The sequence below is a fragment of the Agrobacterium sp. AGB01 genome, assembly GCF_014851585.1.
Lineage (GTDB): Bacteria > Pseudomonadota > Alphaproteobacteria > Rhizobiales > Rhizobiaceae > Agrobacterium.
Genome location: NZ_JACVAB010000002.1, coordinates 786514 through 798617, shown reverse-complemented (window position 1 = coordinate 798617; position 12104 = coordinate 786514). Strand labels below are relative to the sequence as shown.

Here is a 12104-nt window from a genome sequence, read left to right as displayed (position 1 = left end):
TTGTGTTATGAATTCTCCCGCCCCCACCCTGCCGATTGCTCGCGCTGAACGGGTATATCGACCCCGTTATAGGGACGCAAACCTGCGGTTTCAACGCAGAGGCGGTAACTTATTCGACAATCAGGGTAAATTGTTCACTTTGCCGCGCCTCTTCGCCTGTAGGTAGCAAAGGTCACAGCATAGTTGTCTTTCTCACCGGCTGGTGCGGCCGTTTCGTCCACCTTTTCAAACCGCTCAAGATCAATGTCCGGAAAATACGTATCCCCATCAATCCGTGCATCAATATGCGTCATATAAAGGCAGTCGGCAAATGGCATCGACTGGGCGTAGATTTCACCGCCACCGGCCACAAAAACCTCGTCCACACCAAGCTCTTTCGCCTTGGCCTTTGCCAGATCAAGTGCGGCCTCTAGCGACGACACCACGTCAACACCATCTGGGCGATAATCGGCATTACGACTGATGATGATATGCGGACGCCCCGGCAAGGGACGCTCGCCGACCGAGATGAATGTCTTGCGACCCATGATCATCGGTTTACCCATGGTCAGCGCCTTGAACCGCTTGAGATCGGTGGACAGTTTCCAAGGCATGTCAAGCTCGCGGCCAATAACACCGTTTTCTGTCACTGCAGCAATCAGGGAAATGTCAGGCGTTCTCATACCGCAATCGGAGCCTTGATGCTTGAATCAGCTTCGTAGTTTTCCAGCGTAAAGTCTTCGAACTTAAAGTCAAAAAGGCTTTTCACGTCAGGGTTGATGCGCAGTGTCGGCAAGGCTTTTGGCGTACGCGTCATCTGCAGTTGCGCCTGCTCGAAATGGTTGGAATAGATATGTGCGTCACCCAGCGTGTGCACGAAGTCACCCGGCTTCAGACCAACCACCTGTGCCACCATCAGTGTCAGCAGAGCATAGGACGCGATGTTAAATGGCACGCCAAGGAAGATGTCAGCCGAACGCTGGTACAACTGGCAGGACAATTTGCCATCGGCGACATAGAACTGGAACAGGCAGTGGCACGGCGGCAGCGCCATGTCATCCACCAGCGCCGGGTTCCATGCCGACACGATATGACGGCGCGAATTGGGATTGGTCTTCAGGCTTTCAATCAACAGGGCAATCTGATCGATATGGCGACCGTCAGGGGCTGGCCAGGAACGCCACTGCGCACCGTAGACCGGACCGAGATCACCATTTTCATCCGCCCACTCGTCCCAGATCGAAACGCCGTTTTCCTTGAGATAGGCGATATTGGTATCACCCTTCAGGAACCACAACAGTTCGTGAATGATAGAGCGCAGATGCAGTTTCTTGGTGGTGAGAACCGGAAACCCCTCAGAGAGATCAAATCGCATCTGATAACCGAACACGGAGCGTGTTCCGGTGCCGGTGCGATCGCCACGGTCGCTTCCAGTGTCCATCACATGTCGGAGAAGATCGAGATATTGCTTCATGAGGGGTCCGCCGCAGATTCCATATTGTCTGGAATATAATAGTGAAAGGCGGCGGAACCAATGTCTATCGGGGGCGCTCCCCCGCTTTTTTAGAGCTCACCCAGTTTGCCAAGTTCCTTGGCAACCAGATAATAAAAGGTCACGCGCGATTTGGAGCGGTCAGCCGCCAGGGTTTTGCACACGGCATCAACGGCATTATCGGCAGCAGCGCCCGTGACGCCAAGTTTTTTGCCGCACCACTTTTCTTTAACGCGCGCCAGTTCTTCAGGATCGGACGTCGAAACCAGCGAGGAATCGCGATTGCGAAGCGCAATACCCAGGTGCTTGACGATTTTGCTGACGATTGCCTCGTCTGCATCAGCGTCGTATTTTTTCACATCTGCAAGATAGTCCGTCATGTCCTCTCCTTCGTGTAGTCAAGCGTCATCTCCACTTAATTCGGGAGGCGCTTGTTAAGTACAATCTATCAGAGCAATGATTGCGTCAAGAACGGCCACGATGTTTTGCCGACTTGTCACATAGCCTGACTTTAAAGGGGTTTTCTGGCCCGTTTGCAAAAACACAATGGCGCAATCGTCCATTCAGGCTTCCAATTGAATTTAACGGATAAAACCAATCAGACCCTTGTTTTGTTCACGTCTCCGGCTTATCTAGAGGGTGCTTCGCAAGAAGATATGGCGATAAATGGTCGGTGTAATAAACCTATTGGACCCGGGGGCGGTACCCGGCGCCTCCACCAAAAACCGGCGGCCTTCTGGCCGGCTTTTGATGGGGGCGAAATAGGATCGACAAGGGCGTAAAGATCGTACTTTTGCTCGGCATGATACCGCCGTTATCGGGTCACAAGTGTAGTTGCAAATGACAACAACGCTAAGGAATACGCTCTCGCTGCCTAATGGCGGTGCGGGAATTCCGCTCTAAGTCCTTACGGTTAGCCCCGTAAGGCGGGGTTCGGAGGTACCTGGCAACAGAAACCTCCACCTTCTTTCTTTCAACAAATTCCTATATAATGACATGACTCATACGCAGGGTTTGGCGTTGCCGTCCCATGCGTCATTGAATATAGTGTCTGCAAAGACAATTGCATGTATAAAGAAAGATAGGATCGCATGGGGCAGGACCATATCCGTTACGATATTCTCGCACAGGATGCTCTTCGCGGCGTTATCCGCAAGGTGCTGAGCGAAGTTGCCGCAACTGGCCGCCTTCCCGGTGATCACCACTTCTTCATCACCTTCCTGACCGGCGCGCCGGGAGTGCGAATCTCCCAGCACCTCAAGGCTAAATATGCCGAGCAGATGACCATCGTCATCCAGCACCAGTTCTGGGATCTGAAGATCACCGAAACACAGTTCGAAATCGGCCTTTCCTTCTCCGACACACCAGAGAAGTTGGTTATTCCGTTTAATGCCATCCGTGGCTTCTACGATCCTTCCGTCAACTTTGAGCTGGAATTCGATGTTCCGCTGTCTGACGAGGAGGAAGAAACCGAAGGCGCAGAAATCACCGCTTACCCGGAAGTGACGGCTGAAAAGGCACCTGCGGTCGAAGGTGAAGCAGGCGAAGAGAAAAAGGCCGGCTCGGTCGTTTCGCTCGACGCATTTCGCAAGAAACATTAATCCGGCAGCACCATTCGCTTTGTGACTGGTGCGTTTACAGAATGAACGAAGCCATTGGTTTTCGTTCAAGGTCGTGGCGGGTGTTCCCGCCACTTTCGTTTTATGTTGACACTTATTGGTCAGGAAACCGAGATGTCCGCTGACGTTGTCAATCTTCGCCAGTTCCGCAAACAGAAGGCGCGCTCTGAAAAAGAGAAGCAGGCGGACCAGAACCGCATTACCTTCGGACGCACCAAGGCGGAAAAGAACCTGACCAGCGCCCTGAATGACAAAGCGGAAAAAACACTGGATCAGGGGCGCCTCGAAAAACCGCAGGATGACAAGTGAGCGGAAACAAACGCTACTTTTCAAACACTTGCAGCAGGTTTCAGACTCAATCTGACAACAGCTTGAATCAGTTTCGAAAGCCGAAACAGTGATCCGCAAACATTCAGCCACCCTGCACGGTCACCGCACCAGCATTTCCCTGGAGGACGCCTTCTGGAGCGAATTGCAGGATATTGCCCGCCACCGTGGCATGAGTTTCGCCGCCTTGCTGGCCGAGATCGATGACAATCGCCCGCCAGAAAGTAACCTTTCCTCCTCGCTTCGGGTCTATGTGCTGGAGTGGATCAAAGCCTCTGTCAAATCCGAGAGCAACGACACCGTCTCCTGACACAGCCAGAAATATGGCCTGAGACATAAAGGCGCTTGCCTCAAAGGTCATATCGCGACCTCCCGCGATATGTACCTGACTGCCAGATGTAAAACACACAGCTCTACTTAACGTCCTCGCAGCACCGGAACTATCGGTGCGGTTTATTCAAAAATTACGCAAAACACATACCGCCAATACTCCACTAAAAAGATGTATTTTGCTGTTTATCCCTGAAACCCGTCACTATGCTCTCAATCCAGGACAACAAATCCGAAACCGGAACCCTGCGAACAAGGTGCTTACATGACGATCAAAAAGTTTCTCACGATTACAGCAGCCACTATGGGTGTGGTCTTTGCAGGAATGACGGCTGAGGCCGCTGACAAGAAGGTTGTTGTCGCCTACCAGACCGACGCGCTGCCTTCCTCCGTAGCCATTGCCAATGGCGAGTTTAAACAGCCGGGTTACGAGATCGATTTCCGCAAGTTCAATTCCGGTGCAGAAATCTTCGCGGCCATTGCGTCGGGAGACGTGCAGATCGGTTACGTCGGCTCCAGCCCGTTCGCATCGGCAACATCCCGCGGTCTGGATGTAAAGGCATTCTACCTGTCATCGATTTCCGGCACTGACGAAGCGCTGGTTGTCAGCAATGCCTCCAAGATCTCATCTCTCGATGACCTCAAGGGCAAGAAGCTGGCCGCCGCTCCCGTGTCGACCGACCATTACCAGCTTCTGGCACTGATCAAGTCGCTGGGCCTCAGCGAAAAGGATGTTCAGGTTCTTGCCATCCCCCAGCCTGAAATCGTTGCCGCCTATACCCGTGGTGACATTGACGGCGGCTTCGTGTGGGACCCGGCGCTGACTGAACTGAAGAAAAACGGCAAGGTGCTGATCACCTCGAAGGAAGTCGCAGAAAAGGGTGCCCCCACCTTCTCCGCCTGGGTCGCGACAGGTGAATTCACCAAAGACAATCCGGACTTCCTGAAGACGTTTTCCGGCGTGATCAACAAATATTACGGCTCCTTCCTCACTGACAAGGCCGCATGGGGACCAGACAGCGACAACGCAAAGACATTGGCGAAATTCCTCGGCGGTACTGCCGAGCAGCAGGCTTCTGCACTGACCAACCTCAATCTTCTGACACCGGAAAAGCAGGCCTCTGCCGACTGGCTGGGCGGCGGTGAAAAGTCGGGTGCTGCCAATATTCTCAAGGAAACCTCGGAGTTCCTGAAAAGCCAGGGCAAGATTTCCGAAGTGCTGCCAAGCTACGCCGCCTTCGTGACGCCGGACGCCTTGAAGTAACGGATAACGCGAAGCAAACCCTGTCCTGCCGGTCGCAACGATCGGCGGGACACTCTGTTACCAGAGCAACAATATCGGGGAACAAAAATGTTGAGCATTCAAAATGCCAGTGTCTATTTCGACGGGCGCGATGGCCGTGACATCCACGCACTTGACCGGGTGAATATCGATATTCCCGAAGGCGCCTTTGTGGTGGCGCTTGGCGCATCAGGCTGCGGCAAGTCAACTTTGCTCAACGCGATCGCCGGTTTCCTGCCGCTGTCAGAAGGCGCAATCACACTGAATGGACGCGCCATTACGGGCCCCGGCGCAGATCGCGGTGTGGTTTTCCAGAAAGATACGCTGCTTCCGTGGTCCAATGTTCTCGACAATGTGGCTCTAGGCTTGAAATTTGCAGGCACCTCCAAACGGCAACGCCACGAAAAAGCGCAGGAATTGCTAGCGCTCGTTGGTTTGAAGGACTTCGCCAAAAGCTTACCCTATGAGCTTTCGGGTGGCATGCGCCAGCGCGTTGGCATTGCGCGCGCACTTGCAACAGAGCCGGACATTCTGTTGATGGACGAACCCTTCGGCGCACTGGACAGCCTGACCAGAGAACAGATGCAGGAACTGCTGATTTCTGTCTGGCACCGCACGGGCAAACGCATCTTTTTCATCACCCATTCCATTGAGGAAGCCTTGTTCCTGGGCACCCATGTCATCGTCATGTCGCCGCGTCCCGGACGGATTGTTGCCCGTTACGAACTGGATTTCGTCAAACGTTTTGTCGAAACCGGCGATGTCAGATCCATACACCTGTCACCGGAATTTGGTCTGTTGCGCGAAGAAATTCGCGAAATTCTGCATGGCGACGACAATAAGGGGCGGTTAAGCGCATGACAACGATAGAGCTAGATAACACCCGGCCACACACATCCGAGACCACCGCGCCAACCCGCAAAAAAACCGTTCGCATGGCAGGTTTCGGCATAGATGGAAAACCGACGCTAGCCATCAGTCTGGTTACCGGCGCAATCATCATTTTGCTGTGGTGGGCTGCAACCGCGTTGAAACTGACACCAAGCCTGTTTCTGCCCAAACCCGGTGAGGTGCTGCGCCAGTTCTTCGTCATCTGGAATGATGGTTATGCCGGTGCATCGCTTGGCGAACATGTCGGCGCAAGCCTGTTTCGCATTGGCCTTGCCGCAATACTTGCACTGGCAACGGCGATTCCGATCGGTCTGTTGATGGGACTGAACCGCTGGGCAAAAGGCATCCTTGATACGCCAATCGAATTTTACTGGCCGCTCCCGCCTCTCTCCTATCTGCCATTGATGATCATATGGCTCGGCATTGGCGAAACCTCGAAAATTGCCCTGCTGTTTCTGGCAATGTTTGCGCCAATTTGTCTCTCTGCACAGGCCGGTGTTCGCTCGGTTTCGATTGAGCGGGCGCAGGCAGCCCGCGCGCTAGGCGCCACGCGCTGGCAGCTGTTCTCCCATATCGTGCTACCAAGTGCGTTGCCGGAAATCCTGACCGGCGTGCGCATTGCCTTCGGTATTGGCTGGGGAACGCTCGTGGCCGCAGAACTGATTGCCTCAACACAGGGCATCGGTTTTCTCATCATGTCGGCAGCACAGTTTCTGGCAACCGACGTGGTGTTTGTCGGCATCGCCATTATCTCCGTCTGCGCCTTCGGTTTCAGCGCATCGGTCCGCTTGCTGGAACGTGTTCTGGTGCCGTGGAAGGGCAAGGCCTGACCAAACAAGGGGGCGGCGCACCCTGCTCCGCTCGCCTGCCTGAAACTGCGATATAGCAAGCATGACATGCATGACTGGAATGACCATGAGCAAGCCCAACATCCTGATCCTGATGGCCGACCAACTTAACGGCCTGTTCTTTCCGGACGGCCCCGCCGACTTTCTGCACGCCCCTAATCTGCGACGGTTGGCATCGAGATCAACACGCTTTGCAACGGCCTATACCGGCAGCCCGCTTTGCGCGCCGGGCCGCGCCTCGTTCATGTCGGGACAATTGCCGAGCCATACTCGTGTCTATGACAATGCAGCCGAGTTTGCCTCCGACATCCCAACCTTTGCCCATCACCTTCGTCGTGGCGGTTATCACACCAGCCTTTCCGGCAAGATGCATTTTGTCGGTCCAGACCAGCTCCACGGGTTTGAGGAACGACTGACCACCGACATCTACCCCGCCGATTTTGGTTGGACACCGGATTATAACAAGCCAGGAGAACGCATCGACTGGTGGTACCACAATATGGGCTCGGTCAAGGATGCGGGCATTGCCGAAATCACCAACCAACTGGAATATGATGACGAGGTCGCCTATCACGCCGTTGCCAAGATCAGGGATCTGTCGCGACGTCTGGATGACCGGCCGTGGAGCCTGACGGTCAGCTTCACCCATCCGCACGATCCGTATGTGACACGGCAGAAATATTGGGATCTCTATGAAGACTGCGCCTTTCTTGACCCCGTGACCGGGCCAATCCCTTATGAGCAGCAATGCCCGCATTCGCGGCGCATTCTCGATGCCTGCGACCACTTGGCGCTCGATATATCTGCCGAGGATGTGCGGCGCTCCCGCCGCGCCTATTTTGCCAATATCAGCTATATCGACGAGAAGATCGGCGAAATTCTTGATGCACTCGAGGCGGGTCGCATGGACAAGGATACGATAATCGTTTTCCTGTCCGACCATGGCGATATGCTTGGCGAGCGGGGCATGTGGTTCAAGATGAGCTTTTATGAAGGTTCGGCGCGTGTACCCTTGATGATCGCCGCTCCCGGCCTGACGTCAGGCCTTGTCGAGCAACCGGTGTCGACGCTGGATGTTCTGCCAACCCTTGCGGCGCTTGCCGGTATCGACATCAGCCCGTTTGCATCCTGGATCGATGGCCAGAGCCTTGTCGATATTGCCAATGGCAAGGCAGACCGCGATCCTGTCTTCATGGAGTATGCTGCCGAGGCCTCCATCGCCCCGCTGGTTGGTGTGCGTGATGGTCAATACAAGCTGGTGCTTTGCCCGGTCGACCCGCCGCAACTTTTTGATCTTGGGGCAGACCCACAGGAAACCACCAACTTTGCGACTAATCCTGCCTATGCCGAGGTTTTTGCGAAGCTGGAAGCGCTGGCATTACAGCGTTGGGACATCGCGCGTTTTGATGCCGATATTCGAACCAGCCAGGCACGTCGGCATGTGGTCTATGATGCGCTCAGAAGCGGTGCCTATTATCCATGGGATTTCCAGCCGTTGCAGAAGGCGTCGGAACGCTACATGCGCAACCACATGGACCTGAATATTCTCGAAAGTTCAAAACGTTATCCGCGAGGAGAATAACGGCACTCATCGCGCTGTTTTCCTTGTCTGTGTGGCTCAAGGTGTTGCGGTCGAAGGCGGCGGTCCTAGCTCCTGACGGATTACACCCTCTTCCGGTGAAACCGGCATGGTGTTCTGCATATCGAACTGCAACTGCTGCGCCTTTTCCTGCTCAGCTTTTTTTCTCGCTTGTTCTGCAAGACGTGCTTTTTCTTCAGCTTCCGCCTTTTCGCGCGCAGCCTGGCGCTCGGCGGCGCGTGTCACGTAAAGGGCTGCCTCGCGGCGCAGGCGCTGTTTTTCCAGAATATTGGCCTGCAAGGTTTCCACCCGGCGGCGTTCTTTTTCAAAGGCCCGCAACGAAAGGTAACCGCTCATTGCCGCCACATCAGTGCCGACCGAAGGCGTAGCAACCGGGCCGGAATAGACAAGTCCGACAGATGGCTCGCCGCCCGCCTGTGCTTCCTGTCCCGGATTGAAAGCAACCGTGACATTGCCATCCACTGTCTGCTCAAGCAGATCGAGGTTCAGCGTACCGGTCAGATTGGCTTCGCCAGCCGGCAGTCCTACATTCTGCAGACGCAGGATGCCATTGTTGATCGTGAACGGCATCACAAGGCTGTCCGCCTTGACTTCACCATTATAGATTAGCGCATCTACAAGTGGCTTGGTTTTGGAGGCATCGATCTCGCCTTCAATCTTGTCGGCCTCAGCCAGCAGCGGGGCAAACGCCGCGACATTGATACCACGTATCGTCAGGCCATTGGCGCGGATGTCACCCGAACCACCGGCAGAAACCAGCATGTCATGCACACTGGCACCGGTTGCCTCCGCATTGAAGCTGGCATCAAAACGCCCAGTCGCGACCGGTGCACCGGCAAACTGCCACATATGCGCCTGCGGATCGACGCCGGTCACTTTGATATTCGAACGGAATATGCCGGCCTTTTCACCCGTTGCCATAACCAGCGAACCGGCCACCTTGCCGCCCATCCAGTCGCCGCTTATTTCTTCCAGCGACAGGCGACCATTGCTCTGGTTCAGGCGGGTCGAAAATCCCGACACAGATTCCAGAGTACCGGCCTGCAGATTGCCTGCCTTCAGCATTACCGATGCCTCAAGGCCCGGGAAAGCTGGAAGAGAAACAGCCTCGGCATTCAAGCCGCCATGGGTGCTGTCAAACACCGGGCCATAGGTGGTGTCACCAAGCCAGGCCAGATCAACCGTACCAAGCGACAGATCGCCCTCGATCTTATGCGGCGATGCCAGTTGCATCGTCAAATTACCGGAAACCGGATTACCGGCCGTCTGCCCGTTGATGCCGGACACCTTGATGGCATCTGGCAGAACCTCAACTCTGGACTTCATTTTCGTGGCCATGCCGCTGCCAATCTGCGGCAACGAAACACCATTCATGATGAGATATGGTTCGATATCCGCGCTCTCCAGCGAAAAGTCACCGGCGCCCTGCCCGAATTTTTCAGTACCAAGGTTGAAAGCACCAACCATGGTTGCATGGGTTTTTTCAGTGGAGAAACGAATGTCCGTATTGGCCGCATTGCCAAGCGTGCCATTGATTTTCAGCGATACCAGCCCTTCGCCATCCGCATCAAACGGCAGCGGATCGAAACCGACCTGCCCGAACAGAATGGCGGTCGACTGGTTCTTCAACACCGATTCCAGCGAAAATGCCGTATCATCGGTGATCGCCAGAACATCAGGTACCTTGCCCACTGCCGAAATACGGCTGCCATTGACCGTGCCGGACAATGCGACGCTCATGCCCTCATTCTCGGAACCGATGGAAAGATCGGCTTTGAGATCGGAATTGACGTACCAGCTGGCGCTATCGAGCATCTTTTGCAAGATAGGATGGCCGGGCAAATGTTTTTGCAGCATGGCAAGGAATGGCTGCGGATCAGCAGCCCGCAGGCTGACGGTTCCTTTCCCTGCGTAATTCAGCAGTGAGCCTTCCAGCCTTGCATTGGCGTCAAGTTGTGCGCCGGCCACATCACCAGCGGTCAGTTTTTCAACATTCAGCACGCCATTGTCGACGCTGAAGGCGGTCTCTACCTCATTTGCGGTCACGCCGGATACGTTGAAGCGGTCAGCCTTGAACCTGGCAGCCATCCGGTGCTGGGAAATGGAGCTGTCGCCCTGCTCGCCCATGACAAGGCCGCCAATGGCTTTCAGCGCATCAAGATCAATCTCGTTACCTGCCAGATCAATCGACAGACTTGGCGCCTGACCTTCGGCCGATTCCCGTTCCAGACGGCCCTTCAACGAGGCATTGCCAATCACCAGCTCAAGATTTTCCAGTCGCTGCAACTGCGTGGTCAGCGATACGGATGCGGAAAAGCCGGCAGAACTCAGCTGTCTGATCGCCGGATCGACCGTACCAGACAGCCAGTTGGCCAGGCCCGACGGCTGGTTGGAGGCAACCAGCAGATCACCATTAAAGGCCGGGCCACCGGTTAGCGTCAGCGCACCGCTTGCCTCAAGCTGCGTGCGCCCCGGCATAATGGCAACCGCATTGACAATCTGCCACCCGGCACCGGCCGGGCGCACATCCAGCTTGATGTCGCGAATGGTCGTGTCATCGGCGACAAGTGCCGGCAGGCGAATGGTGGCCTTGCCCGGTACCTGCGGCACCGGAATGCGGGCAATCAGGGCCGCAAAAGCTTCAATGCGCTGGCGAACCGAGACAACGGGGACACGCGCCGTCTTGCCCGTTTGTACCGGCACGGCGAAGCTGTTGACATCGATTTGCTGGCCATCGGCCGTCAGCAGAAACTCTGGCTGCGTTCCGGTATCGAGCGTGGCTTCGCCGGTAATAATGTAAGGATTTCCGGCATCCCCCAACTCCATGCGGTATTCGGGAACACGCACACTTTCGTTGGTCAACTCAAACTTGCCCTGCGTGCGGGGCGCAGAAAAAATAGACGCCTGCTGCGGCTGTTTTTTATCCTTCTCGTCCTGACGGATCTGGAAGGTAAAATTGCCGCTGTAAACAGGCTTGCCATCGGTAACCGCCAGACCGCCATCGAGATCAACCGCAACGGGATGCTCATCCGGGAGCAGGCGCAGGCGCAAACCGATACGCGCCAGTTTGGCGTCTGGCTCACCGCTCGACAGTGAAAATGTGCCAGCATGTCCATCAATGGCACCGCGTCCCTCCACGCGCCAGGGACCAGCCAGCGAACGGGCGGACATATCCGCCGTCAGGCCGGTAACCGTGCGGTTGCGTCCGGACTGCTCATCGATAAATTCAATCTGGCCACCTTCGATGCTGACCTTTTCCAGCACAACGGTTTTCGCCGGAATATCGGCGCGGCTGCCGCGCATCCAGTCGAGCGTGCCATCCTTTAACAGACGGATTTTTGCCTTCGGCTCTTCAATGCGCATATCAAAGATACGCGCTTCCCCAGACATGAACGGCGCGAGTTCAGCATCCATGGAAAAACGCGCAACCTGAATGAGCGGAGATCCATCCGCGTCCATACCAGCACGCACATCATGCAGCGTAACGGAAGGGAACGGCAGAAGTCGCGCTTCCACAGCACCGTACACAACAACCTTCTTGCCCAGAATGCGGCTTGCCTGATCCTCGAAGTCCCTGCGGAAACTGGTCCAATCGATAAAATACGGCACAAGCAGCGCCGCAAACAGCGCTACTACGAGCAGTCCGCCCAGAAAAACAAGAATGCGTCCGAGCACTGCCCGATATCTCCATAAAAACAGTAAGGAAGTTAGTTCTTTTTGCACCAAGGGCAAGACA

At 55.3% G+C, this 12104-nt stretch carries 11 protein-coding genes and 1 other RNA gene; 8 read left to right on the top strand and 4 right to left on the bottom strand.

Features of this window, described 5'->3' with window-relative positions:
- Positions 1–134 precede the first annotated feature (134 nt).
- The 3 genes from IB237_RS10430 to IB237_RS10420 all read right to left on the bottom strand — a co-directional run bounded on the left by IB237_RS10430 (position 135) and on the right by IB237_RS10420 (position 1851).
- Positions 135–662 carry a dihydrofolate reductase gene (locus IB237_RS10430; RefSeq protein ID WP_192488558.1) on the bottom strand — a complete coding sequence of 176 codons (528 nt, stop codon included), beginning with the start codon at positions 660–662 and terminating at the stop codon, positions 135–137.
- On the bottom strand, positions 659–1453 hold the full coding sequence (locus tag IB237_RS10425) for a thymidylate synthase (RefSeq protein ID WP_192488557.1): 795 nt from the start codon (positions 1451–1453) through the stop codon (positions 659–661). Before IB237_RS10425 ends, IB237_RS10430 begins: the two co-directional genes overlap by 4 nt.
- A gap of 89 nt (positions 1454–1542) precedes the next feature.
- Positions 1543–1851, bottom strand: a complete 309-nt coding sequence (locus IB237_RS10420) for a DUF2853 family protein (protein WP_192488556.1) — start codon at positions 1849–1851, stop codon at positions 1543–1545.
- A gap of 222 nt (positions 1852–2073) precedes the next feature.
- On the opposite strand from IB237_RS10420, the gene ssrA reads away from it, so the two are divergent.
- From ssrA to betC, 8 genes are all read left to right on the top strand, one after another.
- Positions 2074–2435, top strand: a transfer-messenger RNA (tmRNA) gene (gene ssrA / locus IB237_RS10415).
- Positions 2436–2562: 127 nt separating this feature from the next.
- The gene (locus IB237_RS10410) at positions 2563–3072 is read left to right on the top strand and encodes an SspB family protein (RefSeq protein ID WP_192488555.1); all 510 of its coding nucleotides are present in this window, start codon (positions 2563–2565) and stop codon (positions 3070–3072) included.
- A gap of 132 nt (positions 3073–3204) precedes the next feature.
- Positions 3205–3399 (top strand): DUF4169 family protein, encoded by a 195-nt coding sequence (locus IB237_RS10405; RefSeq protein WP_192488554.1) that lies wholly within the window; start codon positions 3205–3207, stop codon positions 3397–3399.
- Positions 3400–3487: 88 nt separating this feature from the next.
- Positions 3488–3727 carry a ribbon-helix-helix domain-containing protein gene (locus IB237_RS10400; RefSeq protein ID WP_192488553.1) on the top strand — a complete coding sequence of 80 codons (240 nt, stop codon included), beginning with the start codon at positions 3488–3490 and terminating at the stop codon, positions 3725–3727.
- Positions 3728–4051: 324 nt separating this feature from the next.
- Positions 4052–5011, top strand: a complete 960-nt coding sequence (tauA, locus tag IB237_RS10395; RefSeq protein ID WP_246787848.1) for a taurine ABC transporter substrate-binding protein — start codon at positions 4052–4054, stop codon at positions 5009–5011.
- An 87-nt stretch (positions 5012–5098) separates the two neighbouring features.
- On the top strand, positions 5099–5890 hold the full coding sequence (locus IB237_RS10390) for a taurine ABC transporter ATP-binding protein (RefSeq protein ID WP_192488551.1): 792 nt from the start codon (positions 5099–5101) through the stop codon (positions 5888–5890).
- A 74-nt stretch (positions 5891–5964) separates the two neighbouring features.
- Positions 5965–6750 carry an ABC transporter permease subunit gene (locus IB237_RS10385; RefSeq protein WP_192488875.1) on the top strand — a complete coding sequence of 262 codons (786 nt, stop codon included), beginning with the start codon at positions 5965–5967 and terminating at the stop codon, positions 6748–6750.
- 85 nt (positions 6751–6835) lie between these two features.
- Positions 6836–8350 carry a choline-sulfatase gene (betC, locus tag IB237_RS10380; protein ID WP_192488550.1) on the top strand — a complete coding sequence of 505 codons (1515 nt, stop codon included), beginning with the start codon at positions 6836–6838 and terminating at the stop codon, positions 8348–8350.
- Positions 8351–8386: 36 nt separating this feature from the next.
- Here betC and IB237_RS10375 read toward each other — a convergent pair whose 3' ends face one another.
- Positions 8387–12043: an AsmA-like C-terminal region-containing protein gene (locus IB237_RS10375; protein WP_192488549.1), complete on the bottom strand. Its 3657-nt coding sequence runs from the start codon at positions 12041–12043 to the stop codon at positions 8387–8389.
- Positions 12044–12104 lie beyond the last annotated feature (61 nt).

Coding starts and splice junctions, on each gene's coding strand:
- IB237_RS10405 (WP_192488554.1), top strand. CDS start 3,205: ATGTCCGCTGACGTTGTCAATCTTCGCCAGTTCCGCAAACAGAAGGCG.
- IB237_RS10430 (WP_192488558.1), bottom strand. CDS start 662: ATGAGAACGCCTGACATTTCCCTGATTGCTGCAGTGACAGAAAACGGT.
- IB237_RS10390 (WP_192488551.1), top strand. CDS start 5,099: ATGTTGAGCATTCAAAATGCCAGTGTCTATTTCGACGGGCGCGATGGC.
- tauA (WP_246787848.1), top strand. CDS start 4,052: ATGGGTGTGGTCTTTGCAGGAATGACGGCTGAGGCCGCTGACAAGAAG.
- IB237_RS10385 (WP_192488875.1), top strand. CDS start 5,965: ATGGCAGGTTTCGGCATAGATGGAAAACCGACGCTAGCCATCAGTCTG.
- betC (WP_192488550.1), top strand. CDS start 6,836: ATGAGCAAGCCCAACATCCTGATCCTGATGGCCGACCAACTTAACGGC.
- IB237_RS10420 (WP_192488556.1), bottom strand. CDS start 1,851: ATGACGGACTATCTTGCAGATGTGAAAAAATACGACGCTGATGCAGAC.
- IB237_RS10425 (WP_192488557.1), bottom strand. CDS start 1,453: ATGAAGCAATATCTCGATCTTCTCCGACATGTGATGGACACTGGAAGC.
- IB237_RS10410 (WP_192488555.1), top strand. CDS start 2,563: ATGGGGCAGGACCATATCCGTTACGATATTCTCGCACAGGATGCTCTT.